Annotated in this window: 25 protein-coding genes; 11 read left to right on the forward strand and 14 right to left on the reverse strand. The window is 48.0% G+C overall.

What is annotated here, in order from left to right:
* Nucleotides 1-8: 8 nt before the first annotated feature.
* Nucleotides 9-881, forward strand: coding sequence for an agmatinase (gene speB / locus ACR0QV_RS05270; RefSeq protein ID WP_428053198.1), 873 nt, complete (start codon nucleotides 9-11; stop codon nucleotides 879-881).
* A 624-nt stretch (nucleotides 882-1,505) separates the two neighbouring features.
* Here the strand turns inward: speB and ACR0QV_RS05275 are convergent.
* The 5 genes from ACR0QV_RS05275 to ACR0QV_RS05295 form a co-directional block, all read right to left on the reverse strand.
* The gene (locus ACR0QV_RS05275; protein WP_432635179.1) at nucleotides 1,506-2,141 is read right to left on the reverse strand and encodes an outer membrane beta-barrel protein; all 636 of its coding nucleotides are present in this window, start codon (nucleotides 2,139-2,141) and stop codon (nucleotides 1,506-1,508) included.
* Between the two features lie 144 nt (nucleotides 2,142-2,285).
* The gene (locus tag ACR0QV_RS05280) at nucleotides 2,286-3,479 is read right to left on the reverse strand and encodes a tetratricopeptide repeat protein (RefSeq protein WP_432635181.1); all 1,194 of its coding nucleotides are present in this window, start codon (nucleotides 3,477-3,479) and stop codon (nucleotides 2,286-2,288) included.
* Complete coding sequence (gene serS, locus ACR0QV_RS05285) at nucleotides 3,479-4,768, reverse strand: serine--tRNA ligase (protein WP_428053204.1); 1,290 nt, start codon at nucleotides 4,766-4,768, stop codon at nucleotides 3,479-3,481. The genes ACR0QV_RS05280 and serS overlap by 1 nt, the downstream gene beginning before the upstream one ends.
* Before the next feature lie 10 nt (nucleotides 4,769-4,778).
* A complete protein-coding gene (locus tag ACR0QV_RS05290; RefSeq protein WP_432635183.1) occupies nucleotides 4,779-5,030 on the reverse strand; it encodes a hypothetical protein in 252 nt (83 codons plus the stop codon).
* Nucleotides 5,027-5,707: a CsgG/HfaB family protein gene (locus ACR0QV_RS05295; protein WP_432635185.1), complete on the reverse strand. Its 681-nt coding sequence runs from the start codon at nucleotides 5,705-5,707 to the stop codon at nucleotides 5,027-5,029. The genes ACR0QV_RS05290 and ACR0QV_RS05295 overlap by 4 nt, the downstream gene beginning before the upstream one ends.
* Nucleotides 5,708-5,755: 48 nt before the next feature.
* Here ACR0QV_RS05295 and ACR0QV_RS05300 point away from each other — a divergent pair, with 48 nt between their 5' ends.
* From ACR0QV_RS05300 to ACR0QV_RS05315, 4 genes are all read left to right on the forward strand, one after another.
* Nucleotides 5,756-6,343 carry a KdsC family phosphatase gene (locus ACR0QV_RS05300; protein ID WP_432635187.1) on the forward strand — a complete coding sequence of 196 codons (588 nt, stop codon included), beginning with the start codon at nucleotides 5,756-5,758 and terminating at the stop codon, nucleotides 6,341-6,343.
* A 42-nt stretch (nucleotides 6,344-6,385) separates the two neighbouring features.
* Nucleotides 6,386-7,024 carry an outer membrane protein gene (locus ACR0QV_RS05305; protein ID WP_428060035.1) on the forward strand — a complete coding sequence of 213 codons (639 nt, stop codon included), beginning with the start codon at nucleotides 6,386-6,388 and terminating at the stop codon, nucleotides 7,022-7,024.
* Nucleotides 7,025-7,124: 100 nt separating this feature from the next.
* Nucleotides 7,125-7,754: an MgtC/SapB family protein gene (locus tag ACR0QV_RS05310; RefSeq protein WP_432635190.1), complete on the forward strand. Its 630-nt coding sequence runs from the start codon at nucleotides 7,125-7,127 to the stop codon at nucleotides 7,752-7,754.
* Nucleotides 7,755-7,772: 18 nt separating this feature from the next.
* The gene (locus ACR0QV_RS05315; RefSeq protein ID WP_428053216.1) at nucleotides 7,773-8,912 is read left to right on the forward strand and encodes a DegT/DnrJ/EryC1/StrS family aminotransferase; all 1,140 of its coding nucleotides are present in this window, start codon (nucleotides 7,773-7,775) and stop codon (nucleotides 8,910-8,912) included.
* Nucleotides 8,913-9,756: 844 nt separating this feature from the next.
* On the opposite strand, the gene ACR0QV_RS05320 is transcribed toward ACR0QV_RS05315, so the two are convergent.
* From ACR0QV_RS05320 to tpx, 9 genes are all read right to left on the reverse strand, one after another.
* Entirely contained in the window at nucleotides 9,757-10,662 is a 906-nt protein-coding gene (locus ACR0QV_RS05320; protein WP_432635192.1) for a ParB/RepB/Spo0J family partition protein, read from the reverse strand.
* Nucleotide 10,663: 1 nt separating this feature from the next.
* Entirely contained in the window at nucleotides 10,664-11,497 is an 834-nt protein-coding gene (locus ACR0QV_RS05325; RefSeq protein WP_432635194.1) for a ParA family protein, read from the reverse strand.
* An 82-nt stretch (nucleotides 11,498-11,579) separates the two neighbouring features.
* Nucleotides 11,580-12,548 carry a signal peptidase I gene (gene lepB / locus ACR0QV_RS05330; protein WP_432635196.1) on the reverse strand — a complete coding sequence of 323 codons (969 nt, stop codon included), beginning with the start codon at nucleotides 12,546-12,548 and terminating at the stop codon, nucleotides 11,580-11,582.
* Nucleotides 12,549-12,556: 8 nt separating this feature from the next.
* A complete protein-coding gene (locus tag ACR0QV_RS05335; RefSeq protein WP_432635198.1) occupies nucleotides 12,557-13,666 on the reverse strand; it encodes a glycosyltransferase in 1,110 nt (369 codons plus the stop codon).
* A 135-nt stretch (nucleotides 13,667-13,801) separates the two neighbouring features.
* A complete protein-coding gene (rd, locus tag ACR0QV_RS05340; RefSeq protein ID WP_432635200.1) occupies nucleotides 13,802-13,963 on the reverse strand; it encodes a rubredoxin in 162 nt (53 codons plus the stop codon).
* Between the two features lie 21 nt (nucleotides 13,964-13,984).
* Nucleotides 13,985-14,497 (reverse strand): flavin reductase family protein, encoded by a 513-nt coding sequence (locus ACR0QV_RS05345; protein ID WP_432635202.1) that lies wholly within the window; start codon nucleotides 14,495-14,497, stop codon nucleotides 13,985-13,987.
* A 13-nt stretch (nucleotides 14,498-14,510) separates the two neighbouring features.
* Complete coding sequence (locus ACR0QV_RS05350; RefSeq protein WP_432635204.1) at nucleotides 14,511-15,707, reverse strand: FprA family A-type flavoprotein; 1,197 nt, start codon at nucleotides 15,705-15,707, stop codon at nucleotides 14,511-14,513.
* 20 nt (nucleotides 15,708-15,727) lie between these two features.
* Nucleotides 15,728-16,114, reverse strand: coding sequence for a desulfoferrodoxin (locus ACR0QV_RS05355; RefSeq protein ID WP_432635206.1), 387 nt, complete (start codon nucleotides 16,112-16,114; stop codon nucleotides 15,728-15,730).
* 9 nt (nucleotides 16,115-16,123) lie between these two features.
* Nucleotides 16,124-16,633, reverse strand: a complete 510-nt coding sequence (gene tpx, locus ACR0QV_RS05360) for a thiol peroxidase (RefSeq protein WP_432635208.1) — start codon at nucleotides 16,631-16,633, stop codon at nucleotides 16,124-16,126.
* Between the two features lie 310 nt (nucleotides 16,634-16,943).
* Here tpx and dnaA point away from each other — a divergent pair, with 310 nt between their 5' ends.
* The 6 genes from dnaA to ACR0QV_RS05390 all read left to right on the forward strand — a co-directional run bounded on the left by dnaA (nucleotide 16,944) and on the right by ACR0QV_RS05390 (nucleotide 26,970).
* Nucleotides 16,944-18,326, forward strand: a complete 1,383-nt coding sequence (gene dnaA / locus ACR0QV_RS05365; protein ID WP_428053235.1) for a chromosomal replication initiator protein DnaA — start codon at nucleotides 16,944-16,946, stop codon at nucleotides 18,324-18,326.
* Between the two features lie 171 nt (nucleotides 18,327-18,497).
* Entirely contained in the window at nucleotides 18,498-19,607 is a 1,110-nt protein-coding gene (gene dnaN, locus ACR0QV_RS05370) for a DNA polymerase III subunit beta (RefSeq protein ID WP_432635210.1), read from the forward strand.
* Nucleotides 19,607-19,903, forward strand: a complete 297-nt coding sequence (locus ACR0QV_RS05375) for a DciA family protein (protein WP_428053239.1) — start codon at nucleotides 19,607-19,609, stop codon at nucleotides 19,901-19,903. The genes dnaN and ACR0QV_RS05375 overlap by 1 nt, the downstream gene beginning before the upstream one ends.
* 30 nt (nucleotides 19,904-19,933) lie before the next feature.
* Nucleotides 19,934-22,408, forward strand: coding sequence for a DNA topoisomerase (ATP-hydrolyzing) subunit B (gene gyrB, locus ACR0QV_RS05380; RefSeq protein WP_428060049.1), 2,475 nt, complete (start codon nucleotides 19,934-19,936; stop codon nucleotides 22,406-22,408).
* A 55-nt stretch (nucleotides 22,409-22,463) separates the two neighbouring features.
* On the forward strand, nucleotides 22,464-24,977 hold the full coding sequence (gene gyrA / locus ACR0QV_RS05385) for a DNA gyrase subunit A (protein ID WP_432635213.1): 2,514 nt from the start codon (nucleotides 22,464-22,466) through the stop codon (nucleotides 24,975-24,977).
* A gap of 529 nt (nucleotides 24,978-25,506) precedes the next feature.
* The gene (locus ACR0QV_RS05390) at nucleotides 25,507-26,970 is read left to right on the forward strand and encodes an alpha-amylase family glycosyl hydrolase (protein WP_432635215.1); all 1,464 of its coding nucleotides are present in this window, start codon (nucleotides 25,507-25,509) and stop codon (nucleotides 26,968-26,970) included.
* The last annotated feature ends 22 nt before the right edge of the window (nucleotides 26,971-26,992 follow it).

Consider the following 26,992-nt stretch of genomic DNA (forward strand, 5'->3'; position numbering starts at 1 on the left):
TAACATTTGTGAGCGATAACGTACAAACCGATAAGTTTATGGGGCTAGAGAGCAAATATAGTTCTCTGCCCCTTTGTAAATTCGTGGTAGTGCCCGTACCGTTTGAAAAAACGGTCTGCTATGGGCACGGTACCGCCAAGGGGCCCGCTGCCGTTATTGAGGCCTCTACCCAAATTGAACTTTGGGACGAAGAAACCAAAACCGAAACTTGGGAATTGGGCATCAACACCCAACCCGCCGTCAACTGCAAGGGTTCCACCAATACGGTTTTTAAAAATATTGATAAAACCGTACGGAACTTGATGCAGTACAAAGCCATCCCGTTCTACATCGGCGGCGAACACACGGTTACGCAAGCCTTGGCCCAGCCGTATATTGATAAATACAAAAATTTGAGCATCCTGCACTTTGACGCTCACGCCGATTTGCGCGAAACCTTTGAAGGCACGCCCAAAAGCCACGCCTGCGCGCTTTATCCGGCCAGCCGCCAAGTGCCGGTGGTACAGGTGGGTATCCGCAGCGTTGCCAGCGAAGAAAAGCAATACTGCAACGCGGGCAAGGTAACCACGTTTTTAATGCACGAACACCGCGATATCAAAAAATTGATTCCGCAAGTGCTTGAAAAACTGACCGATACCGTCTATATGACCATTGACGTGGACGGCTTTGATCCCTCCGTCATCCCGGCTACGGGCACGCCGCAGCCCGGCGGTTTTATGTGGTATGAAGCGCTGGACTTATTCCGCGAAGTCATTAAACATAAAAAAATCGTGGCGGTGGACGTAGTGGAAGCCTGTCAACGCAAAGCGGACGTGATTACGGAGTTTAACGTCTCCAAATTAATCTACCGCTTAATGGGCTACCTGGCTGTAAAGAAATAATTTAAACCCGCTCTTCGGAGCGGGTTTTTGGTCCTGCGGACTGCGACTCTATATGCAGACTTACGATTAGCGGGGCAACACTCTTTCCACAATGTCGCACTCTTTCAAAACAGCCCTAGCGGGCCGCGCGCTGCGCGCCGCCACTCTATGCGCTGACTTACGATTAGTGGCGCCACACTCTTTCCGTATTGTTGCACTTTTTAAAACATTAATTTGTCGTTATAAAAATTGGAGATCATCCTGAATTGCCGACCTTACCGCTAGGCGGCACCCCGTAAAGTTTTTGTACGGGGTCCATTAATAGGTTTCAGGATCTACCTATTGGGTTGTTGTTTGCTTCAAAAGCAACAGCAACAACAGATCCCGTATAAAAACACTACGGGATGACAACAACAAAAACAACTCAAATTGTAGGTCCTGAAACGAGTTCAGGACGACAGCCTTATTTTTATAACAGTTTTTGCCTTTTGTTGTTATTCCCGTGGGTTTGGCGGCCCGCAGGGCTTGCAGGACCTACCGCTTGTGTTGTCATCCCGTAGTGTTTTTATACGGGATCTGTCGTTATACAAAAAGGGCCTGCGCGGATAATAGCGCAAGCCCAAGTAAAACAAGTTGTACAACTAATTAGAAGTAGAACCGGCCGGTAACGGCACCACTAAAACCCGTGTGGTCGGAATAGACTTCGCCGTCTTTTTCCAACTTGGCCCCAAAGTTATATTTGGCTTCTACACCCAAGGCAAACAAGTGGTTGAAGCGATATTCAGCACCCGCCACCAAGTGGGGCACTGCTTTGCTCTTGTGATTTTTCACTTTTTCATCATAAAATTCTTGTTTCATTTCACTGCGGAAGAAAGACACACCGGCCCCAGCAAACGGGCTCCAAGCCTTTATGCCGTTATCTCTTTTGTAATAAACAGTCAACGGAATCGCATAGGTCGTTTCCGTCCATTTTGTATAAGCGTAAGGTGTGGTAATTTTCAAATCGTTTTGACCAAATACATCAAAACCTACTTTTACACCCAATTTATTGGCTTCGTCGTTTAAAGCAAACTCATACAAGGCTTCTACTCCACCAAACACAGAGCCGTTCTCGTTTAATTCATTGCTCCAAATGGTTCCGTCTTGAATTTCTTTCAGCCATTTGGGGTCGTTTTCGCTAACGCCCGCTTTTACCCCTACGCCCCAGTTATCTGCTTTGGCAGCGGTCGGCCAAGCGCACAAAATACTTAAAAGCACACCTAATACTGCTAATTTTTTCATTTATTATCTCCTTATAAAATATGGCAATAAGTTGCCATATTTAAATGATACAATTTTACGCACTTTACCGCCAAGGGCCTTGGCTCTTTTCTGCCCGAAAAAAACCGCCCTTTCGGGCGGTTAAAATGCGTTTTGTGCGGTTTTTCACAGCGGGGGCAACGGACCTACGTCTCCGCCTTCCGGCACGCTGTACGGCGTTTTTAAGAGTGCCTTGGCGGCATCGTCAAAGCCCCATTTGTCCTTAAACGAAAGGACATACTTATATTGCGCTTTGGCCTTTTCGCGCTCGCCCAACACATCATACACCTCGCCCAAGCGGAACTCGTTCCACACACCCCAGCGGCTGGGCTCCTGCTTTTCAAGCGCCTTATGGCCTTGTTCAAACAAGGTTTTGGCGGCCTCAAAATTGCCCTGCGCCATTTGGGAGGTCCCCAGCGCGGTATAAGCGCGGGAAATGTAAATATCTTTATAGAACGGGTCTTTTCCAATTAAAGCCAAAAACTGCTGGGCTTGTTCGGTTACTTCTTTATAGTGGCCCGTTTCGTACAGGCAGATAATTTCCACATAGTGCATCAGCGGGTTTTTGGGATATTTGGCGCGCAACTCTCGGATGTACTGCAACGATTTCTCCGGGTCGTAGTATTTGCTGTTACGCGTGTTTTGGATTTCAATCAAAATCAGTTTGGCACTGTCGGACGTAAAATGCGCTTTTTCGCGCGCCAAATTAAGTTGTTTTACCCCCTCGTCCGGGTTGCCCTTAATGGCTACGATTTTGGCTAAAACCTTAATCACCGAGGGCAAGGTGCCCGCGTAATACTGGTAAATGCCCAGGCCAAAATACGCATCGTAATAGGTGGGGTCAATTTCCAAGGATTTTTCCAAGTTTTTAATGGCCTTTCTGCCGCTGAAATACGCCGTAATCCAACTGCGGTTTCGCATTGTAAACATTGCGCGCAGGCCGTACAAGGCACCAATGCCCATATAGGCGTTGGAATCGTCCGGGTTCTTTTTAATCCAGCGTTTAATGCCGGCAATGGAATCATCCAAAATCTGCTCAAACACCTTGCGTTGTTTGTCGTCGCTGAGTTCATATTCGTATTCGTAGCGGCTCCAAGCAATCATCGCGTTGCCAAAGTGCGCAAACGGGTGGTCCGGGTATTCGGCAAACACCTTTTGGATGTTTTTATCCGCGGTGTCAAAATCCAAACTATATACGCCGTTAATTCCTTCCGTGGCGTAGGCCATTACGTCCGGCGGGAGCGTAATTTCCGCTTGGGACGAAACGGCGGCGGACGCCAAAAGGCATACCGCCGCCAGCAAATGCAAAACCTTCTTCATTACTTCTTGGCCTCAATCTTGTCTTTGCCGAAGTACGGGCGCAAGGCCTGCGGAATAATCACGGAGCCGTCCGCCTGCTGGAAGTTTTCCAAGATAGCGGCAAAGGTGCGGCCTACGGCCAAACCGCTGCCGTTAAGGGTGTGGACGTATTCCAATTTGCCTTGGGCGTTTTTGAAGCGCAAGCCCATACGACGGGCCTGGAAGTCCAGACAGTTGGAGCAGGAGGAAATTTCGCGGAAGCGGTTTTCGCTCGGCATCCAAACTTCAATATCATACGTTTTGGCAGACGAGAAGCCAATGTCGCCGCTGCACAGTTCCACCACGTGGTACGGCAATCCCAACTCTTTAAGCACTTCTTGCGCATCGGAAACCATAATCTCCAACATTTGGTAGGAGTGTTCCGGGTGGGAGAGCATTACGAGTTCCACTTTATCAAATTGGTGGTTGCGGATTAAGCCGCGGGTGTCTTTCCCATAAGTACCGGATTCCTTGCGGAAGCACGGGGAATACGCCGTCAATTTGACGGGCAGTTCCGCCTCGGGAATTACGCGGATGCGGTTCAGGTTCGTCAGCGGAATTTCGGCGGTGGAAATCAAAAATTGTTTCGGCTCGCCCACCAGTTCATACATATCCTCGCGGAATTTGGGCAACTGGCCCGTACCAATCAAAATATCTTCGTTTACCACAACCGGGGGCAAAATTTCGGTATAGCCCTTTTTGGCGTGCATATCCAACATAAACGCGATAATAGCGCGTTCCAAGCGGGCGCCGTCGCCCTTGAACAAGGCAAAGCGGCTGCCGGAAAGGGCCGCGGCGGCTTCAAAGTCCAAAATGCCCAACTTTTCGCCCACCGCTTGGTGGTCCAGCGGTTTAAAATCAAATTTAGGCAGCGGAATCGTGCAAGGCAAATATTCCGGGTTGTCCGCATCGCTCACGCCCACCGGAATCTTTTCGTTCGGCAAGTTCGGTATGCTGAGAAGCAAATCGTTAATTTCTTTTTTAAGCGGGTCCAGTTCGGCTTCCTTTACGGCCATTTCTTCCTTCAACTTACCCACTTCGGCCATTGCTTCCTTGGCGGCTTCGTCGCCTTGTTCCTTTTTAATCTTGCCGATAGATTTAGACATTTCGTTGCGTTTGGCGCGCAGTTCCTCCACGCGGGCTAAAACGGTTTTGTAAGCGGAATATTTGGTAAGTACACCGTCAATTTGCGCGGCCAGTTCCGGCTTGCGCAGCGACAGGCGTTTTTTAACTTCATCGGGATGAGCAACGATATATTTAATGTCTAACATATAAGTCCTCTTATTTAGTTTCTAACTCTATTAAATATGGTTCCGGGAACCAATGACGGTACGGTTTAAAGGTGGAAACGGCATATTCCATCCCGTAGGACGTCAGCAAATGCACGCTGACAGGAGCCACGGAACTTTGCCCCGCCACCAAGGCGCCCACCGTCAGCGCCGCTAAAACGAACAGCGTTTTTACACCCATAAAAAACGCCTTTAATAACCAAATGGCCGATTGTTCAGCCAAAGACGACTCAAAACGGCTCATTTGCCCTCCTGGATTTTGGCCAGTTCCTTGCTAAAACTCTTCACGAGGCCGCGCGCGATATAATCCGCCGCGTCCAACGCGCTGGAACTGGATTCGTCGGCCGAACCAATCCACACGATTTCAGCCGTTTCCACATCCACCAGTTTGGCAATAATGCCCACCCGTGCATTAATGGTGTATTCCGTCGGGCGAACATCCGTAGAGTGCGTGTACTGCGTACCCACGTTGCGCGTATATCCCACATAAGTACCATCGGGCAGTTGCATTACGTCCTGCGTGTAAACCGGGCGGGATTCCGTGCGGCGGGTGCTGGTAAGCGTCAGTTCCGTGCGGGCGGGCGAATAAGAACTCACCTCGCCGATAAGCAACACATCTACACCTAAAATTTTGCCTATCTCGCGCGTGGTTTCGGGTGATAAATACCCCGACACCGAAATATTATGTTCTTTCAGTACGCTTTCCAGTTGGGCACGTTCTACTACCTTAAATCCGGCGCTGATTAAATATTTGGCAAACAAATTTTCCACGCCCTGCAACGCAGGCCGCGCATTTGTAAACGCCATTACGCCGATACGGTCCATTTGGTTAAAATCGTATGTTTTGCTGATAACCGTTTTGGGCGTACAGCCGCAAGCGAGCAAACAACTTGCCAGTGCCAGAGTTAAGAACTTTCTCATAAATTTATTATATAATTTTTCGCCCTATGGAAAAGGTATAATAATGATATGAACGACCTTTTTATACAAAAAGCCAAAAAATTGAAACTGCTGCTTACGGATGTGGACGGCGTAATGACCAACAGCCAATTAAGTTTTTTTACTGGGGAAGACGGCGTTACGCGCGAAATCAAACATTTTGAATCGTTAGACGGTATGGGGTTAATGTATTTAACCTATTGCGGCGTGGAGACGGGTATCGTCTCGCGCGGGTCCAGCGATACGCTTGCCTGGTGGGCAAAACTGCTGGGGATGAAATATCTCTTTTACAACACCGCCGTAAAGCACAAAGCCTTAGACTATTTGCAGGAGCATTTTAATATCAGCCCCGAGGAAACTGCCTTTATTGGCGATGACCTCATTGACTTGGGGATGATGTCGCGCGTGGGGCTGCCGCTGGCCGTAGCCAACAGCGTGCCCGAAGCCAAACAGTTGGCCCTATATACCTCCCCCCGCCACGGCGGTGATGCGGCGGTGCGCGATATTGCCGAGCAGATTTTACGCGCCCGCGGCCAATGGGATAAAGTAGTGCAAGACAACACAGACGGCACTTTTACCCGTGTGGAAAATCAAATTCACATTGTAAAAGGGTTATAAAATTTTTACAATATAATTATCTTATCTTTTATAAGGAGCCTTATGAAAAAACTGCTTTTATTATGCGCCTTATTCGTAGCCGCCCCTGTGGTGTTTGCGCAGGACTATTACGGCTTGCAAGAATACGGTTTGCGCAAAAACACCACCCGCGTAGAATTATACGGCGGTATGGTATTACCCCAAGACAGTTGGACCCACAAAGGGCAAGAAGTTGACCTAGGTACCACGGGCTGGACCGCCGGTATCGGCTTCACCCGCAACATTATGTCCTTCTTCTCCCTGGGGTTGGACGCCAACTATGCCCAACTGGGCGACGGCGATACGTTTACCTCCCGCGGTATGGATTCCTATTACCGCACGGGTATCGCTACCGGGCTTGTTACGGGCCGCGTAACGTTCTTCCCCTCCCAAGCCACCCGCTTGTACATCCCCTTCGGTGCAGGTGTGGGCCATATGTTTGCCCGCCAGAAATTTGATGACGGTTCCCACTTGACCACCAGCAGCACCGACTTGGCGCAAATGGTTGGTTTAGGCTTGGAATTTGACATTGACGACTCCACCATTTTTGGCGTAGAAGGCCGCTACTACTTGGTAGAAGCCGACAGCGACTTTAAAGATGCCTTTGGCAAAAGCCGCATCCACTATATGAACGTAATGCTCAAACTGGGCTGGCGTTTCTAATAGAATTGTTTTTAAAAAGCCCTGCCGCGCAACACGGCGGGGCTTTTTATTTGTGCCCGGGTTATTTACTTTTTTACCCCGGGTATTGTATGATAAGAATATGGACGATATTTTCATAAAAGTATTTTTATCCCTTGTCTTGGGCGGCGTGCTGGGTATGGAACGCCAATACCACGACAAGCCTGCCGGCTTTGCCACCAACTGCCTGATTTGCCTGGGCGCAATGCTTTTTACGATTTTATCTGAATATATGGGCCAACAGGGCGGCGACCCGGGCCGTATTGCCGCGCAAGTGGTAACGGGCGTGGGTTTTTTGGGCGCAGGCTCTATTTGGCGCGACGGAAACAAGATTTCCGGCTTAACCACCGCCGCAGGCGTTTGGCTGGTGGCCGCTATCGGTATGGCGGTGGGATACGGGCAATATTTTTGGGCTTCGCTGTCGGCGGTGTCTATTTTGTTGGTGCAACTGGGCGTGCGCAAAACGCTCAAACTGGTAGAACTCGTTAAACATTACGATACCGTTTACATTGTTTGCGACCCCACCTGGAACGCCGTAAACAAAATCATCAAAAAAATTGAAGCGCACCAAGTAACCATTTTAAAAAACGAAGTTACCAAACAGGACAACCGCTTTCACGTCAGTTTGGTGGCCACTTTTACCGGGCACGACTTTCAAAACATCACCAAAGACCTTTTGGAAATGCCCGAAGTCTATACTTTATACAAATAACAGGAGATATTTAAATCTATGACGGACGAATTAAAACCGATTCCGCTGTTTAACTTAAAGGAACAGCACGACAGTTTGAAACAGGAAATTAATGCCGCGGCTATGGAAGCCCTGAACTCTATGCATTGGCTTTTGGGCCCACAAACCGAAAAATTTGAAGAAGAATTTGCCGACCTTATCGGTGTGAAACATTGCATTACCTGTTCGTCGGGCGCGAGCGCCATCCAAATCGCCCTAGCCGCCGCGGGCGTGGGCCCCGGGGACGAAGTAATCACCACTCCGTTTACCTTTATTGCCACCACTTCTTCCGTCAGTTTGACGGGGGCCAAGTTTGTCTTCGCCGATATTGACCCGCGCACCTATAACATTGACGTGCAAGATGTGGAGCGCAAAATTACCAAAAAAACCAAGGCCATTTTGCCCGTACACCTTTACGGTTATCCGGCCAATATGGACGCGATTATGCACCTGGCCAACGAACACGGTTTAAAGGTAATTGAAGACTGCGCGCAAGCCCATTTGGCTATGGCCGACGGCGTAAAAGTTGGCGGCATTGGCGATGCGGGTTGTTTTAGTTTCTACCCGAGCAAAAACCTAGGCGCTTGTGGCGATGCGGGCTGCGTTACTACCAACGACGACGAAATCGCCGACCGCTGCCGCTCCCTGCGCCACAGCGGACGCGCCAAGGATAAAGCCTACGAATACGATTTGGAAGGCTCCACCTTGCGTATGGACGAAATTCAAGCCGCTATTTTGCGCGTGAAACTGCCGCACTTGGAAGAGTGGACCGAAAAACGCCGCAAGGCCGCCGCTTGGTATGCCGAAGGATTAGAGGGCGTGCCGGTGGTGCTTCCCCCCACTCCGCCTGCCGGATATGCGCAATCTTACTATGTTTACACCATCCGCGCGGAAAAACGCGACGAACTGCAAGCATATTTAAAGGCCAACAACATTGGCTGCGCGGTATATTATCCGGTGCCGCTTTATAAACAGCCGGCCTACAAGAACCGCGGTTTTAAGGCCGAGGACTACCCGGAAGCCGAAAAAGCGGCCAAAGAGGTGCTCTCTATCCCGATGTTCCCGGAAATAACCGAAGAACAAGTACGCCGCGTGTGCGAAACGATTCGCGCATTTTACGAAAAAGACGCCACTATTTAAACAGATGTTTTAAGGTAGCGTGGCGTGCGCTAAAAACTTTACAGGGCAATCCAGTTTTTATGGGTTGCCCTGTTTTCATAAAGCGGGATATCCGTTTACCCCTTGGGTGCAAACGCTTTATTACGCTTGATTTTAAAAATTATACTTATATTTTAAGTGTTTTTTAGTAAAACAAATCTGTTTTTAACAATACTCTATCAAAACCCTGCTGGATGACGGCGTTATTAATCAAAAGTCATCCTAAATTAGCGGCCCGCAGGATTTTCAGAATCTACTTTTTAGATTGTTCGTCGTTGTCGTCATTCCCGAAGGTCGTAGTCGGGAATCTGTTGTTATTAATAAAGTGGAAAACAACAGATACTGGAACGCTCCGCGCCGGCAAACCTTCCAGTATGACCTTTATTTTTATAAACGACTAACAACACAATCGGTAGATCCTGAACTAAATTCAGGATGACCTACTTGTTTAATAACAACACTTACCGCACAAAAACACTACGGGGTGCCGCCTAGCGGTATGGGCAGCAGTTCAAAATGACCTCTAATTTAATGACGGCAAACAACCAAAGACCATTAAGGGCAATAAAAAAGAGCAACACTAAAAAAGTGTTGCTCTAATCATCAAGGAATTTTTCTGTCTGCTGTTTTACCACACTGCGACCTCACAAACAGCGTACCGTTCCGTTAGAGCGCGACACAACACAAACAGTGTGGCTCAACCAATCGCTACCCCAGCGCATAGAGTGGCGGCCCGCTAGGGCGCCGTTTCGTTAGAGCGCAACATTACAAAAACAGTGTGGCTCAACTAATCGCTACCCAGCGTATTGAGTTGCCGTCTGCAAGACTATAACATTTTGGTTTTAAGGCGGCTGGCAATATTATCCAGTTCATCCAAGGAATTATAGTGAATAACGAGCGTCCCTTTCTTCATATTTTTGCCGTATTTCACTTCCACCTTGGTCCCTAACGCAGATTGCAAATCGTTCTCAAACGAGGCCACCTCTACGGGTTTCGCGCCTTTTTCGGCCTTTTTAACCGGGAACATCAGCGCGCGGGCGGCATCTTCGGCTTGGCGAACGGACATTTTGCTGTTGTGCATTTTTTTGAACAACATTTCGCGCTTGGCCGGGTCCGTAACCATTAATAAAGCGCGGCCGTGCCCTTCGGAAATGGCACCGTCCTGCAACGCCTGTTGGATTTCGGGCTCCAAGTCCAGTAAGCGCAAGGCGTTGGAAATAGCGGCTTTGGATTTGCCGCAATAGGAAGCCAAATCCGTTTGCGTGATATAGAATTTGCTCATCAAATTGCGGTAACCGAGAGCGGTTTCAATGGGGTTTAAGTCCTCGCGCTGGATGTTTTCAATTAACGCCAAGGCACACATTTCCTGGTCGCCCAAGTGTTTATGGACAATGGCGTCAATTTCCTTTAATCCGGCCAACTGGGTGGCGCGGAAGCGGCGTTCCCCCACTACAATTTCGTATTTATCAAGTCCGGCGTCGTACACTACCACAATCGGCTGGGTAAGACCGTGCTCTTTGATAGATTGGGCCAACTCTTGGAGTTTTTCCTCATTAAATACGCGGCGCGGCTGAAAACGGTTGGGAACAATTTTGCTTATATCAATGCGCGTAACGCTCATCCCGGGGGTTTGCTGAACCTGCACAGCGGCCTCGCTGGTGGGCATATTTACCACTTCTTGCGTTTGTTTAATTAAAGCGTCTAAACCTTTACCTAATGCCTGTCTAACCATCTCATCCTCCAAAATCGTAATTCACCGGGAGTTCGCCCGTCATTTTAAAATCTTTGTATGCGTTTACATCCGCCCCGCGGCGGCCCAAAAATTCAATGGCCAACTGGATATACGCATTGGCCCCGCGGCAAGCCGGGTCGTAATTGAAAATAGACTGCCCGAAACTGGGCGCTTCGGCCAAGCGGATATTGCGCGGAATAGGCGTTTTATACACTTGGTCGCCAAAGTAGCGGCTAACCTCGGCAAATACCTGTTTGGACAAGTTCATACGGGCGTCGTACATTGTTAAAAGCCCGCCGTCCATTTTCAGTTTAGGGTGCAAAAATTGTTTAATTTTGGACACGGTGTTCATAAAGTGGGCCAAGCCTTCCAAGGCATAATATTCGCATTGGACCGGGGTAATCACGCTGTCCGCCGCCATCATTGCGTTTAAGGTCAACAACCCCAAAGAGGGCGGACAATCAATAATAATATAATCGTACATTTGGCGCAGGGGGTCCAGCGCGTCTTTGAGCATATTTTCGCGTCCGCGCACATTTACCAGTTCCACCTCGGCCCCGGACAAATCCTTACAGGCGGGCAGAACGTCCAACATTTCGCTGGATGTTTGGCGGACCACTTGTTCAAAGGTAGCGGTTTTGGTAAGCAGATGATATACGGATTTATCGCCGTCTTGTACCATTACCCCCAAGCCGGAACCGGCATTACCTTGCGGGTCAAAATCCACGAGCAACACATTTTGGTTCAAACAAGCCAACGCATAGGAAAGGTTAATAGAAGTAGTGGTTTTACCTACCCCGCCTTTCTGGTTGGCGATGACGACAATTTCTCCCATAAATCCTCCGTTTAACTATACATATATTAAACATTAATTAGTGTTAAATTGCAATATAAGGGCGCTGTTTTCACGTGAAAACTTACTTAATCCAGCGCACACGGTTAAGCGGCCAATGAACAAACCAAGCCTTTCCCTTAATATTTTCGTGCGGCACCGGGCCCCAGAAACGGGAATCGCAAGAGTTATCCCGGTTATCCCCCATAGCAAAATAGGTGTTTTCCGGCACTACCACTGGGCCAAAAGAATCACGCAGTTCAAGCCCTAAATAGTTATCCAGCAAATGCTCTTGCCACAAGGTTTGGTATTCTTCTTTATCTTCCACTTCAAAATAAGGCACACGTTCTATATCCTCATAAACCTCATAATCTTGTGCGGGGAGTTCTTTTCCATTAACCCACGGGCGGCCGTTTTTAACCTGAACCGTATCGCCCGGCATAGCAATTACGCGCTTTACGAAGTCTTTACCATATTGACTACCGCCGCAGTTTTGTTGAGTGCGGTCCTTAGCCGGAAACTGGAAAACAATAATATCACCCGTTTTAATTTGTTCATAAGGGAAAAGGCGGATATCCGTAAACGGAATACGTAAACCATAAGCGGCTTTATTCACAAACAAATGGTCCCCCTCCACCAAGGTATAGCGCATAGAAGCGGACGGGATTTTAAAGGCTTGGATAAAAAAGAACATTACAATAGAAGCCACAAATCCAGCAAAATAAACTGTGTTACTCCACTCCAAATCCGCCTTCATTAGTTTTTGTCTTTTTTCATCTGCCGCTTTTTTACCCTTAAAGAACCCATAAATACCACACCCAAAGGCTAAAATAATCCCTAAAATAAGTTTAGGCCAGTTTAAAGGTTCCCCTATTCCGCCCCCCATTACAAAGGTTAAGATATATACCGCACAGGATAAAATAACAAATAAGAAAGTTCCGTGCCACCAGGCAAAGGCATTATGAGTGATAAGTTTATTTTTCTTATTTAGATAGCGGGTAATTAGCGTAAAGGCGTACATTATACACGCCACCGCAAAAAGACGTTGTTCCATATAGGCTCCTAATTTGTTTTCACGTGAAAACTATTGTTTAATACTTGTTGATAAATTTGTTGATATTGTTGAGAACTCTGTCCAATCCGCTGGGAAATTTGGTTAGAAGTCCCCCTCATTTGTTCGCGCAAGGGTGCATTATCCGTTAGTTCCGCCATAAAGCAACTAAGCAAAGTAACATCTTGCGCAGGGAAAACAAACCCGTTTTTGCCGTGTTCCACCCATAGGGGCATATCCCCCACCTTACTAACCAAACAAGGCAATCCTACCTGGATAGATTCCAATAATGAAAGAGGCAAGGACTCTTCCACGGACGGCAAAACAAACACGTCCGCCATATTAAGCCAAGCATTAATATTATCTTGCTTCCCGGCCAATAATACCGTTTTTTCCAGTCCGTTTTGGTGGATAAACTCTTCCAGCATAGGCCGTTTTTCCCCCTCTCCCACATATACTAAACGGGCGTTTGGGTGGTTTTTAACCACGTTACAAAATGCCTTTAATAAGGTGAAAGGGTCCTTAACCGGGGCCAAGCGCGCTACATCCATAAATACGGTATGTTCCGGGGTATAGCCATACTTTTGACGCATTTGTTTGCGCAAGGATTCGTCTGCATAAAAAACGGTTTTATCTACTCCGTTTGGGAGCAAATAAACCTTATTTTTATTGTATTTTTGCTTTTCTATTAAATACCGGGCTGTGGAAAAGGATTCCGCCACAGTCAGCGTATCCAAATCTTTTAATAGTCTATCCGCCCAGCGGAGCGGAAAACTCTTTTTAGACAAATCAAAATGCGGGGTCGTAATCAGTTTTACCTTTTTCCCCGCGCACGCTACCCGGGCATATTCTATGGCGCGGTAGAGCATCGCGTGAACAATATCCGGCTGAAAATCTTTTATTTGCGCCGCGAGTTTTTGGATAATTTTTCCCCCCAGCCAGCGCATATTCAGGCTTATTACTTGTATGTGATGTTGGGCCAATTCCTGCGCCACCGGGCCCAGCGGTTTTAAACAAACCACCCGCACGGTATGCGCCTGAGCCGTTTTGGCGGCCAGTTGCAACAGGGCTTTTTCCGCCCCCCCTACATCAGTTGAAGTAATAACGTATAAGATTTTCATATGTCTTATTATACCAAGTTTCACCCTGCCGCGCGGCCCCGAAAAACAATAAAAAACGGGCCACAAAATGCACCCGTTTTTATATGTAAAAAAATACTTAAAATTTAAGCATTTTTTTCAAAACCGCCCCTAATTTTAATTTTGCGGCTGGAACTGGTCCTTTCCTACCCCGCAAACCGGGCAAACCCAGTCCTCTTTTACGTCTTCCCACTTGGTTCCGGCCGGAACACCGTTGGCCGGGTCCCCTACTGCCGGGTCATACACATAACCGCAAACTTCGCAAACATATTTCACCATAATTTAATCCTCCCCATTTTTTTATAAATGCGTGGCTCCCGCGGGCGTTTTGCCTTTTATCACGTTATGATAATAATCATACGTTAAGGCTACCCCCTCCGGGTTTAGAACCCCCGCATCCTTTACTTGCCCAATAAAAAGCGTATGGGTGCCCATATCCACCGTTTGGCTTACCTCTACTTCCATATAAGAAAGCGTGTGCTCCACGACGATAGGGCACCCCAAAAAGCCCGTTTTATAGGGTACCTTTGCCAGTTTATCAAACGTCCGGCCCGAGCGGAAACCAAAGATTCCGATAAACGGCAAAGGCGTATTTTGTTCAAGCGGCATAGCGGCAAACACACGGCTTTTTAAAATCATATCGTGCGTAAGGCTGTTTTTATTGACGGAAATAGCCATTTGGGCCGGGTCCGCCGTTACCTGAAAGACGGTGTTTACGATAAGCCCGTTCTTCTTTTCCCCCTCGCAGGTGGTAACAATATACAGCCCGTACGTTATATAATTAAGCCCTTGGTTAATGTCGTTTACCGCCATATAGAAAACTCCGTTATTTTACTTTTTCGGCCAATTTTTGGCTGACAAGCAGGCCCAAATCGCGGCAGGCTTGCTTTATTTTCTCGTCGGGAACAAAGGGCGATTTGATAGCCGGGGCCACCACTTCCACCTTCATTGCTTCCAAGGTTTTAGTAAGTTCGTCAATAGGCGCCCCGCTCCAACCGTAGGAGCCGAAAGCCGCGCCGATAAGGCCTTTTTTGCGCAAGCCTTTTAAGTAGCAAAGCATATCCGCCATAGACGGGAAAATCTGGCTGTTAAGCACCGGCGAACCGATAATAAGCGCGCTGGCGTCTAACAGTTCGGTAACCACATCGCTGCGGTGGTTGCTGTGCATAGAAAGTTGTTTCACTTCACTGCCGCCAGCGCGGAGTCCGTCGGTAATGTAGGACGCCATTTTTTCGGTACTGCCCCACATTGTATCATAGACGACAACCGCCTTGTTTTTCGGCGCCTGCGTGGCCCATTTGGCATACAAATTAATAATCTTGGCCGGGTCCTTGCGCCATACAAAACCGTGATCCGGCGCAATCAAACGTGGGGAAAGCCCCATTTTTTTGACTTGGTCCAAAAAGCGCAAGACGATATCGGAATACGGCAGAACAATATTGGCGTAATATTTTTCCGCCTCGTAGAGCCAAAGGCGTTCCTCGTTCTCGTCGTCAAACAGTTTACCCGTAGCGTAGTGCATACCAAAAACGTCGTTGGTAAACAGGACATTTTCCTTTTCCAAGTAAGAAAACATACTGTCCGGCCAGTGTAACATACGCGCTTCCACGAACGAAATAGTATCGCCGCCCACGTCAATACGGTCCCCGGTTTTAACGGTTTTTAACTTTAAATCACAATGGAACTGCTCGGTAATATCTTTAAAGCCCATTGTAGAAACATACACTTCCTCGGGCTCAATATAATTTACCGCCTGCGGCAAAGCGCCGGAGTGGTCCATTTCCGAGTGGTTGGAAATAATAATTTTGATTTTTTTCGGGTCAATTACGCTCTGGATGCGTTCCATCATTTCGCCGTAAAATTCCTTTTTTACGGTATCAATCAGGGTCGGTTTTTCCCCCATTACCAAATAGGCGTTGTACGTCGTACCGCGCTTGGTGGAATAACCGTGGAAATCGCGGATGTTCCAATCAATCGCCCCCACCCAATAAACTTTGTCCGAAATTTTTACCGCTTGCATCATATTATTTTCTTCCCCTTAAATTAATTTTCCTTCTGCCACAAACCGTGCAAATTGCAATATTCCCGTGCCATAACTTTATCCGACGCGCTCTTAAATTCCGCTTGCGGTTTTTCGCCGGGTTTTAAATATTTGCGCTGGACCTTGCCGCATTTTTCGCAAATCAGTTCAATCCATTCAATATAATGGTTGTCCAACATCGGGTGTTCTACACTGCCCACGGTTACGCGGTAACCGCCGTCAATCTTTTCAATCACGGGGACGTGCTTTTCAGCCGCACCGTCGGAAACGCCCGCCTGCATTAGTTTCATCGCGTGCCCACAGCAGGAGAGTTCTCCCCCCGCCGCGTGGACTACTTCCACCATATTGCCGCACGTTTCACATTTGTAAATATCGTTTAATTTCGTCATATGCACCTCTTATAAAACTTTTTTGATTTCGTTTAAAACTGCTTCATAGTCCGGCTCGTTTGTTACTTCCGGCACAAACTGCGTATAGGTAACCACTCCTTGCTTATTAATGACAAAGACCGCCCGGGTAAGTAACCCCAGTTCCTTAATAAGTACGCCGTAATCCTGCGCAAAGCCGAAATTGCGGTAGTCGGAAGCCGTAATCACCTTTTTTACGCCGTTTGCCGCGCACCAGCGCGCCTGTGCAAAGGGCAAATCCTTGCTTACCGTCAATACCACCACATCGCCCGGCAGTTTGTCCGCTTCCATATTAAAGCGGCGCGTCTGCACACTGCATACCGGCGTATCCAAAGACGGCACACAGGAAATAACCAGCACCTTGCCTTCCAAATCTTTTTTGGAAATTTCTTCCAAATTATTGCCGATTAGTTTAAAATCAGGCGCTGTTTCCCCCGCTTTCACGGGGTTTCCCAGCAAAGTAACCGGGTTTCCGTTCATTTTTATAGATAAGTTTGTCATCGTAAAAATTCCTTATTAATAATTATTCCTATTAATACTATATCATATTTTCCGCTTTTTTGCATCATAACAAAGGTTCCTTATCCGCACAAGCACAAAAAGGGATTAGTTTATTTAAAAATAGTATTTTTTGGCAAAAACCGCGTTTTTAACACTTTTTATATGTTTTAATAGAAATATAGCCGAAATTTCAAAAAGCGGTTTATTTTGCATTTTAACCCCATTAGTAACCGTTTTAAACCTTTTTTATTTGACGGAGCCCGTAATAAGTGGTATTATAAAGAATATATTATTTTATGGTGGCTTTACTGTGGATAACTTTCAGGACACACCCCAATTAATTCCCGTTTTTCAAGATATAGAAAATATTATAGGTAAGGATACTTACGATATGTGGCTCCGCCCGGCGCAGTTTGCCTACGCGGGCAATGTGCTTACGATTTCCTTGCCCAACCAATTTTGGGGTAAAACAATTCGCGAGCGTTACGAACATATTATAAAGGACGCTTTTTTAAAACATTTAGGCGCGGAAATTAACGTCGTTTACGAGGTTTCCGCCCAACAACCTACCCCGACGGTACAAACCGCGCAGGATGTTCTTTCCGCCGCGCCCGTTTTGGCGGCCTCTGTGCAGGCAGCCCCGGCAATAAAAAGAAACCCTTTTCCCTCGCGGTTAAATTCCGCCTATATGTTTGATAACTTTATTGAATCCCCCTCCAACCGCTTTGCTTACAAGGCGGCCGAAGCCGTGGTTCATAAACTGGGCAACCGCGAAAATAACCCGCTGGTGATTTATTCCTCCCCGGGGCTCGGCAAAACCCATTTGCTCCACGCCATTGGCAACCAGATTTTAAAGGAAAACCCGGACGCCAAAGTTTTATATATGTCCGGCGAGGAATTTGTGAGCGAATACATTGAGGCCTTACAGAATAAAGCCTCGGAAAGTTTCCGCAAGAAATACCGCTCCCTGGATTGTTTTTTAATGGACGATATCCAGTTTGTAGCCGGCAAATCCGCCAGCGAGGTGGAATTCTTTTACACCTTTAACGCGCTGTTTGAAAGCCACAAACAAATTGTGCTCTCCTCCGACAGAACACCCCAACAGTTGGAACTGGACGAGCGTTTGTCCTCGCGCTTGCTGTCGGGTATTTGCGTAGAGGTAAAACGCCCCAATTTGGAAACGCGTATTGCCATTTTGCGCCAAAAAAGGGACAGCATTAACTTTGATATCGGCGACGACGTGTTGGCCTTTATCGCCGAGGGCGTACAAACCAATATCCGCGAATTAGAGGGCTCCCTCTTCCGTTTGGTAGCCTATTGCGGAATGCACGGCGTAACGCCCACTATATCCATTGCTAAGGAATTACTGGCCGATATTTTGGTAAGCGACAACGATTTGTCTATTAACGTAAATACGATTAAAAAAATCGTAGGCAAGCATTTTAATATTAAAATGGAAGATTTTAATTCCAAGCGCAAGACGCAGTCTATTGCGTGGCCGCGTCAGATAGCGATGTTTTTAACCACGGAACTGACGGATTTATCTCTGCCGGAAATCGGCCGGGAATTTAACCGCGACCACAGCACCGTGGTCCACGCGCGCGACTTGGTAAAAGAAAAAATAGAGACGGACCCGTTTTTTGCGGCCGAAATAAACCAAATTATTTTGGATATTAAGGCTGTGGATAAGTAGTATATAACCGGTGGATAACTTGGGAATAAGTTTAAAAAACGGCTAATAAAATTTTTTGCGGTGGATGATGTGGATAAAAAAACCGGGTTATACACAAGCAAACCCCAACAGTTGTATAGGTAAAATCACATTATCCACGCAATCAACAGGACATATAATAGAGATTAAGATATGAAAATAAATATTACTAAATCAACCTTTTTGGAAGGCATACAGATTGTTTCTTCGGGTGTTTCATCCAGAACCACGCTGCCTATCCTGCATAACTTTTTGATTGAGGCGCAAGCCGGAAAGTTAAAGTTGGTCCGTACCGATATGGAAATGGCCACTATCCACTACGTAAATGCCGAAGTGGAGGAAGAGGGCAGCATTACCGTACCGATAAAGGAATTTTCGGAAATTATCAAAAACTTACCCGATGATAAAGAAATCAACTTGTACACCGACGAAAACAATAAATTTCATATCAAATCCGGCAAGAGTAAATTTTGGGTAATCGGCACCCCCAAGTCCGAATACCCGGCTATTCCCGAAGTGGAACGCACGAACAGCGTTTCGTTGTCTCCCTTGGAATTGCAGGATATGGTGGTTAAAACCGCCTTCTCCGCTTCCACGCAGGAAACCCGCTATATTTTAAACGGCCTTTTGTGGAATAACACCCCTGAAAAGTTTGAAGTCGTCGCCACCGACGGCGGCCGCTTGGCGGTGGCCTCTCACGCGGCTTTGCCGGGCAGCAACGAATTTAAAATTATTATTCCCACCAAGATTTTGAACGAAGTCTGCCGCTATATCACCATTGCCAAACCGGGCAAGGATGATATGATTGAAGTAAATGTGGCTTCCAACCAAGTCAGTTTTATGATGAAGGAAACCACCTTTATTTCCCGCTTGATTGAAGGCAACTTTCCGAATTACAACCAAGTAATTCCCACCAAAAAGAACCTTGGTTTTGAAGTATTTACCAAGGATTTATTGGCTTCCACCCGCCGCGCGAAACTTTGTATCGGGGAATTTGGCGCACTTGTGAAATTCAAATTGGAAAACAATAATTTGACGATTTCCGCTAACTCCCAAAAGATGGATTTTACGGACGAATTGCCCGTAGAATACACGCAGGAAGCCTTTGATGTGGCCTTTAACCCGGATTACATTATTGACGTACTGAAAAACATCGCTACGGAAAAGGTTTCTTTTTCGTTCGTAAACGCCTCCCAGCCCGTACTGGTGGAACCGGTGGGCGATACGATGTTTAAATACGTCATTATGCCGGTGCGCGCTTAATGAAGTTCGGCCAAAACCCCAAAAAAGAGTGGCGTTCCAGTGCGGAACTGGAAAACCGTTTTAACGGCCTAAACCGCCGTTTAAACAGGCTTATGATTCTGGACCACGTATGGAACCAACTCATTGGAAATAAAGCCAAATTTTGGGTATTAAAGGCCGTTAAAGACGATACGCTCTATGTGCAGGTCAAAATTTCGGTGGCTAAGAACGAATTAATCGCCCGCCGCCAGCAGTTAATTAAAGAACTGAACAAACATTTTGAACAGCCGTGGATCGGAAAGATAGAAATACAATAGATTTGCCGTATTTACATTAAGGAGTTGTAAATGACAACCGAAGAACAGAAAGAGAAGGATTACGATTCTTCCAAAATTACCGTTTTAGAGGGATTGGAAGCGGTCCGCAAACGTCCGGCTATGTACATTGGCTCTACGGGGCTTCCCGGGCTTCACCACTTGGTGTACGAAGTGGTGGATAACTCTGTGGACGAAATTTTAGCCGGCGGGGCCACTACCATCACCGTTACGATTAAAGATGATATGACCTGCTCTATTCAGGACGACGGGCGCGGTATCCCCGTGGACCTGATGAAGAACGCCAAGGACGCCAAACTGCGCAATAAATCCGCGCTGGAAGTGGTAATGACCGTCCTCCACGCGGGCGGTAAGTTTGACAGCGGCGCTTATAAAGTGTCCGGCGGTTTGCACGGCGTGGGTGTGTCCTGCGTAAACGCTTTGTCTGAAACAATGGAAGTGGAAGTCCGCCGCAACGGCCATATTCACTACCAGTGCTACCACCGCGGTAAACCCGCCGAGCCGGTTAAAGTTATCGGCGATACCGACGAACACGGTACCAAGGTTACCTTCCACGCAGATAAAGAAATCTTCGGCGATGTGGCCTTTTCCTATGAAACTATCGGCAACCGCTTGCGCGAACTCGCGTTCTTAAACGCGGGCATCAAAATTATTTACACCGATGAACGCAAGGAAGATAACCAAACCGTTACCTTCCACTACGAAGGGGGAATTTCCCAATTTGTTAAGTATTTAAATACCAACAAAACCGTTATCAACCCGGAACCGATTTACTTAACCAAAGAAATCGGGGATAACTATATTTCCTTTGCTATCCAGTACAACGAAAGTTATTCCGAAAATGTGTTTTCGTTCGTCAACAATATTCACACCGTGGAAGGCGGTACGCATTTAAGCGGGTTCCGCTCTTCGCTTACGCGCTTGATTAACGAATACATCAAAAATAACAACCTTTCCAAACATAAAGATATTTCCGTGGGTGGGGACGATATTAAAGAAGGTTTGACGGCTGTTTTGTCCGTCAAAATTCCGCACCCGCAGTTTGAAGGGCAGACCAAAACCAAGTTGGGTAACTCGGAAGTGGAAGGTATTGTCCGCTCCGTAGTAACCGATACGCTTTCTACGTTCTTTGAAGAGAACCCCAAAACGGCCCGCGCCATTTGCGAAAAATGCGTCGGCGCCGCAGTGGCGCGTGAAGCCGCCAGAAAGGCGCGTGATTTAACCCGCCGTAAAGGTGCCTTGGAGGGGGGCGGACTGCCGGGTAAACTGGCCGACTGCCAAGAAAAAGATTCCGCCAAGTGCGAACTCTTCCTCGTAGAAGGGGACTCCGCAGGCGGTTCCGCCAAACAAGGGCGCGACCGCGTGTTCCAGGCCATTTTGCCGCTGCGCGGTAAAATTATCAACGTGGAAAAAGCCCCGCTTGTGAAGATTTTATCCAGCGATACCGTGCGCGACTTAATCGCCGCCGTCGGTACGGGCGTAGGCGAAGGGGAAGGCGGCTTTGATATTGCCAAACTCCGCTACCACAAAATTATTTTAATGGCTGATGCTGATGTGGACGGACAGCACATTTCTACCTTGCTTTTGACGTTCTTCTACCGCCAGTTAAAGCCGCTTATTGAAAACGGCCACGTCTATTTGGCCCAGCCGCCTTTGTACAAGGTCAAAAAAGGCAAAGTGGAACAGTACCTGCAAACCGAAGACCAAATGCAACAATGGTTAATGAAGGAAGGCCTTGCCACCGTTACGGTTACGGATATGAAGAAGCAGGAAGCCCTGTCCGGCGACCAGTTGCGCGATTTGCTCAAAATTTTGCGCGACGTGGAAGACACCTTGGGTAAACTGGAAGTTAAAAACATTACGCTTTCCGACTTTATGGCGTTCCTCGCCGAAGGCAAAGTGCCGGTGTACCGCATCCCGTTAAGAAGCGGCGGTTTCCGCTATTTCTATACGGAACAGGAATACCGCGAATACGAGGAACAGTATATGCAGGAAAAACGCGACGAATTAGCCGCCGACGGAGTGGATATTGCCACCGTCAGCAACGATTCGCTCGTGCCGGAACACCAGAGCCTCTTTGAGTTCGGCAAATTGTTAGCCGACGAAAAGAAAATGGAAGTCTTCGGCTTTACGTTTGCCCAATACCCGGTGATTGAAAATGAAAAAGAACGTATCAATCCGCTGTTTAAAGTAAACAACGGCAAGACCGATGCCTTGGTATATAGTTTGGCGGAACTCTTGCACGCGGTAAAGGAAGCCGCTTCCTCCGGCGCTACGATTCAGCGCTACAAAGGTTTGGGTGAAATGAACCCCGAACAGTTGTGGGAAACCACTATGGACCCGGCCAAACGCAAACTTATCCAGGTAAAAATCAACGACGCCGCCGATACCGAACAGGCGTTTACGATGTTGATGGGCGACAAGGTGGAGCCACGCCGCGACTTCATCCAATCGCACGCCTTGGAAGTAAAGAACTTGGATATTTAATATACGGGGCGTTTAACGCCCCACAGATTTAATCCGTAACAGGAGATATTTTTAAATGAGCGAAGAAATGAACAACCAGCCCCAAGCCCAAAATACCAATGTGGACTTGTTCGGCAATATTCAGCAGCGCGATATCGCGGGCGAAATGCGTTCTTACTACATTGATTACGCTATGAGCGTAATCGTAGGCCGCGCGTTGCCCGATGTGCGTGATGGTTTGAAGCCGGTACACCGCCGTGTGTTATACTCTATGAACGAAATGGGCCTCAAATACAATAAGGCCTATAAGAAATCTGCCCGTGTGGTGGGTGATGTACTCGGTAAATATCACCCGCACGGCGACACCGCCGTATATGATACGCTCGTGCGTATGGTGCAGGACTTTTCATTGCGCAAACCTTTGATTGACGGTCAGGGCAACTTCGGTTCTATTGACGGCGATTCCGCCGCCGCTATGCGTTACACCGAGTGCCGCTTGCAACGCATTTCCGAAGAAATGCTGGGCGACTTGGACAAAGACACCGTCAAAATGATTTCCAACTACGACGGCTCCTTAATGGAACCCTCCGTCTTGCCGGCCAAACTCCCGGCCTTGCTCGTAAACGGTTCCGCCGGTATCGCCGTAGGTATGGCTACCAATATTCCTACGCACAACTTGGGCGAAGTCTGCGACGGTATTATTGCTTACATCCACAACCCCGACATTTCCACCAAGGAAATGATGAAGATTATCAAGGGGCCGGACTTCCCCACGGGTGCTATCATCCGCGGTACGAAGGGTATTTATGAATATTTTGAAACGGGCCACGGCAGCGTAAAAGTGCAGGCCAGCACCGAAATTGAAGAGCGCAAAAACGGCCGCGAAGCCATTATTGTAACGGCTATCCCGTATCAGGTAAACAAAACCGCGCTTATTGAGAGCATTGTTGCCCTCGTGCGCGATAAAAAAGTTACCGATATTTCCGATATCCGCGACGAGTCGGACAGACGCGGTATGCGCCTGGTAATTGAGGTAAAACGCGACGGCAACGCCCAAGTGGTGTTAAACCACCTCTTTAAGCATACCCAGTTGCAAACCTCCTTCCCGGTGAATATGTTGGCGATTGTGGACGGCCGCCCGCGCGTGCTTTCGCTCAAAGAAGTAATGAAGGCCTATGTAAAGCACCGCCAAGAGGTTATTACCAACCGCACGAAATTTGATTTAAATAAAGCGCAAAGACGTGAACACATTTTGAACGGTTTACTCGTGGCTATTGCCAATATGGACGAAGTTGTTGCCATTATCCGCAAAGCCAAGGACCCGACCGAAGCCAAATTTACGTTAATGCAGCGCTTTAACTTGTCCGAAGTGCAGGCGCAGGCCATTTTGGATATGCGCTTACACCAGTTGACGCAACTGTCCGCGCTCGCGATTGAAAACGAACGCAAGGACTTGCTTAAACTGATTGCGGAATTGCAGGATATTTTGGGCAACCCGCAACGCATTTTGGATATCATCGTAGAAGAACTTACGCAGTTAAAGAAAGACTACAACGACCCGCGCCGCACCGAGATCGGCCCGGATATGACGGACTTCTCTATGGAAGATTTGATTGAGAAGGAAGATGTAGTCATCACCATTTCCAACGACGGCTACGCCAAACGCATCCCGCTCTCTACGTACAAGAGCCAGAACCGCGGCGGAAAGGGCATTATCGGCAGCAAGACGAAAGAGGAAGACTTTATGGAACACCTGTTTGTAACGTCTTCGCACTCTACTATTTTGCTGTTCACCAACCGCGGCCGCGTATTTGCGTTACGCGCCTTTGAAATCCCCGAAGGCAACCGTATGTCCAAGGGTAAGGCAATTGTCAACCTGTTGCAACTGACGGGCGAGGAAAAAGTAACCGCCGCCACCGCCATTGAAACGTTTGACAAAGAACATTGCGAAAATACGTACCTGACGATGTGCACCCGCTTGGGCACCATTAAGCGTGTGGCCTTGGGCGAATTTGCCAACATCCGCCGCTCCGGCATTATTGCCATCGGATTGGAAGAAGGCGATGTGCTCGTCGGCGTACAGACCACGCACGGCAAATCGGATATTTTGATTGCCACCAAGAACGGCAAATCCATCCGCTTTGACGAAAACCAAGTGCGCTGTATGGGCCGCCCGGCCAAGGGTGTGCGCGCCATTAACTTAGGCGCCGGCGACGTAGTGGTGGGTATGGAACAGGCCCCCAACGACGAACCGCAGCCCGATGTGCTCTCCGTCTGCGAAAACGGTTTTGGTAAACGCACGGAATTTAGCGAATACAAACGCCAGAACCGTGGCGGTATGGGTGTAATTACCATTAAAACCAGCGCGCGCAACGGCTCGGTAGTGGGCATTAAACTGGTGGACGAAACGAAAGACTTGATGATTGTAACCGAAAAGGGTATGACCATCCGCGTTCGCTGTGCCGATATCCGTTCCGTCAGCCGCAACTCCCAAGGGGTTACGCTGGCCAAAATGGACGAAGGCGACAAAATTGCCCGTATCGCTCCCGTCGTCAAAGACGAGGAAGAAGCCGAATCGGACGAAAAATAAGCCGCTAACGGATTAGATTAAAAACCCCGGTGGGTGATATAACCCGCCGGGGTTTTTGCGTTATTAGCGTAAAATTGACGGTTATTTTGGGCCCTCGTACGAGGGGGAATCCAGAATAAAAAAGGCCTTTTTTAATAACAACAGATTCCCGACTACGACCCTCGGGAATGACGGCAATTACAATGGATAAAACCAACAACTGCTGGGCCGTTTCGTCAGAGTGCGACTTTGCAGAAATAATGTGGCTCCATTAATCGTTACCCAGCGCATAGAGTGGCGGCGCGCAGCGTGCGGTCCGTAGGACCCCGCAAGGCTGTTCCATTAGAGCGCGACATTACAAGTACAGTGTTGCCCAAGTAATCGCTACCTAGGGCATAGAGCAGCCGCCCGCAGGGTGCCGTTTCGTCAGAGCGCGACATTTCAGTAATAGTGTGGCTCAACTAATCGTTACCTAGCGTATAGAGTTGCCGCCCGCAGGGTTTACAAGAAGGCGCGAAAGTGGTATAAAAAGAATAGGGGAAAATCTACTATGAGGACAAATCCGCATATTTTAGAAATAAATACGCGTTCCTGGTTAAGACGCCTGGAAACGCAGTTGGGCCGGCCTGTAACCTTGGCGACAATCCCGGATGAACATTGGGACAGAATCAAGGAAGCGGGCTTTGACGCCGTGTGGCTGATGGGGGTATGGAAGTTAAGCCCGGCGGCAGAAAAAATTGCGCGTGAGCATAAGGATATCCAAGCGCAAATCCGGGCGATAAAGCCGGATTTCAAGCCGGAGGATATCACGGCTTCGCCGTACGCCGTATATGAGTACACCGTGGATGACACTTTGGGCGGGGACGCGGCGTTGCGCGAATTGCGCGGCAAATTAAACAGCCGGGGCATCTGCCTGTTGTTGGACTTTGTAGGCAACCATACGGCTATTGATAGCCCGACGGTTACCGCACAACCCGATTTGTATATTAATACCGGTAAAAATGCGCCCAAATCGCACCCGGATTGGTTCTTCAAAAATCCGGACGGCGTGTATATTGCACACGGGCGCGACCCGTATTTTGCTCCGTGGACCGATACGGCGCAACTGAACTATTTTAACCCCAAAACGCGGGAATTTATGTTGCAAAATTTACTGCGCGTGGCCGATATGTGCGACGGCGTGCGCTGTGATATGGCAATGTTGCAGTTAAATAAAGTCCAGCGTGATACTTGGTGGGAATTTATCGGTAGCGATTTGCCCAAAGAGGAATTTTGGCGCCAAGCGTTGGACAGCGTGCGCGAAAAACACCCGGAATTTACCTTCATCGCCGAAGTGTATTGGGGCTTGGAGTGGGATATCCAGGAAATGGGCTTTGATTATACGTACGATAAAGTGCTTTATGACCGCTTGCGCTTTTCCAACGCCGAGGACATTAAAGGCCATTTGGGCGCGGAACATTTGTTTCAAATGCGCTCTATCCGCTTTATCGCCAACCACGACGAAGAGGAAAGTTTAAAGGCCTTCGGTAAGGAAAAATCCTTGGCGGCCAGCACGATTATTGCTACATTGCCCGGCGCGCGGATGTTCCATTATTTCCAAATTTTGGGCCGCCCGGCGCGTATGCCTATCCAGTATGTAAACGATACTTTCACGGAAAATGCCGAGGTAAAGGCGTATTATATGCGCCTGTTGCATATTGCTTCCGCCCCGGCGTTCCACGGGGGCCAATGGTCCTTGCGCGATGTAACCCCGGCCGAAATGGGCAATGACAGTTACCGTAATATTTTGTCCTGGCAGTGGAAACAAATGAATACGGGCAAAATGGTTATTATTAATTACAGCGGCGCACCTGCCAAAGGCCGCCTGCATATGAAGGGCGTTTACGGCCCCAACAGCCAAGTAACCGAGGAGTTCACAGGCGAAAAACTGACCGTTACGCCGGAAATGCTTTCCCAAGGGTATGTGGTGGATTTAAAGCCCTACGAAAGCAAAATCTTTACTTACACCGTGTAAGGCAAAAGCAAAATTTGTATAT

The sequence above is a fragment of the Candidatus Avelusimicrobium sp. genome (genome assembly GCF_050873505.1).
Lineage (GTDB): Bacteria > Elusimicrobiota > Elusimicrobia > Elusimicrobiales > Elusimicrobiaceae > Avelusimicrobium.

Bases quoted from the DNA above. Each gene is read 5' to 3' on its own strand.
- ACR0QV_RS05305 (WP_428060035.1), top strand. From the start codon at position 6,386: ATGAAAAAACTGCTTTTATTATGCGCCTTATTCGTAGCCGCCCCTGTG.
- ACR0QV_RS05375 (WP_428053239.1), top strand. From the start codon at position 19,607: ATGAAGTTCGGCCAAAACCCCAAAAAAGAGTGGCGTTCCAGTGCGGAA.
- rd (WP_432635200.1), bottom strand. From the start codon at position 13,963: ATGGTGAAATATGTTTGCGAAGTTTGCGGTTATGTGTATGACCCGGCA.
- serS (WP_428053204.1), bottom strand. From the start codon at position 4,768: ATGTTAGACATTAAATATATCGTTGCTCATCCCGATGAAGTTAAAAAA.
- dnaN (WP_432635210.1), top strand. From the start codon at position 18,498: ATGAAAATAAATATTACTAAATCAACCTTTTTGGAAGGCATACAGATT.
- ACR0QV_RS05315 (WP_428053216.1), top strand. From the start codon at position 7,773: ATGACGGACGAATTAAAACCGATTCCGCTGTTTAACTTAAAGGAACAG.
- ACR0QV_RS05275 (WP_432635179.1), bottom strand. From the start codon at position 2,141: ATGAAAAAATTAGCAGTATTAGGTGTGCTTTTAAGTATTTTGTGCGCT.
- lepB (WP_432635196.1), bottom strand. From the start codon at position 12,548: ATGGAACAACGTCTTTTTGCGGTGGCGTGTATAATGTACGCCTTTACG.
- ACR0QV_RS05390 (WP_432635215.1), top strand. From the start codon at position 25,507: ATGAGGACAAATCCGCATATTTTAGAAATAAATACGCGTTCCTGGTTA.
- ACR0QV_RS05280 (WP_432635181.1), bottom strand. From the start codon at position 3,479: ATGAAGAAGGTTTTGCATTTGCTGGCGGCGGTATGCCTTTTGGCGTCC.
- ACR0QV_RS05295 (WP_432635185.1), bottom strand. From the start codon at position 5,707: ATGAGAAAGTTCTTAACTCTGGCACTGGCAAGTTGTTTGCTCGCTTGC.
- ACR0QV_RS05325 (WP_432635194.1), bottom strand. From the start codon at position 11,497: ATGGGAGAAATTGTCGTCATCGCCAACCAGAAAGGCGGGGTAGGTAAA.
- ACR0QV_RS05310 (WP_432635190.1), top strand. From the start codon at position 7,125: ATGGACGATATTTTCATAAAAGTATTTTTATCCCTTGTCTTGGGCGGC.
- tpx (WP_432635208.1), bottom strand. From the start codon at position 16,633: ATGACAAACTTATCTATAAAAATGAACGGAAACCCGGTTACTTTGCTG.
- ACR0QV_RS05290 (WP_432635183.1), bottom strand. From the start codon at position 5,030: ATGAGCCGTTTTGAGTCGTCTTTGGCTGAACAATCGGCCATTTGGTTA.
- gyrB (WP_428060049.1), top strand. From the start codon at position 19,934: ATGACAACCGAAGAACAGAAAGAGAAGGATTACGATTCTTCCAAAATT.
- ACR0QV_RS05335 (WP_432635198.1), bottom strand. From the start codon at position 13,666: ATGAAAATCTTATACGTTATTACTTCAACTGATGTAGGGGGGGCGGAA.
- ACR0QV_RS05350 (WP_432635204.1), bottom strand. From the start codon at position 15,707: ATGATGCAAGCGGTAAAAATTTCGGACAAAGTTTATTGGGTGGGGGCG.
- ACR0QV_RS05300 (WP_432635187.1), top strand. From the start codon at position 5,756: ATGAACGACCTTTTTATACAAAAAGCCAAAAAATTGAAACTGCTGCTT.
- ACR0QV_RS05355 (WP_432635206.1), bottom strand. From the start codon at position 16,114: ATGACGAAATTAAACGATATTTACAAATGTGAAACGTGCGGCAATATG.
- ACR0QV_RS05345 (WP_432635202.1), bottom strand. From the start codon at position 14,497: ATGGCGGTAAACGACATTAACCAAGGGCTTAATTATATAACGTACGGG.
- ACR0QV_RS05320 (WP_432635192.1), bottom strand. From the start codon at position 10,662: ATGGTTAGACAGGCATTAGGTAAAGGTTTAGACGCTTTAATTAAACAA.
- gyrA (WP_432635213.1), top strand. From the start codon at position 22,464: ATGAGCGAAGAAATGAACAACCAGCCCCAAGCCCAAAATACCAATGTG.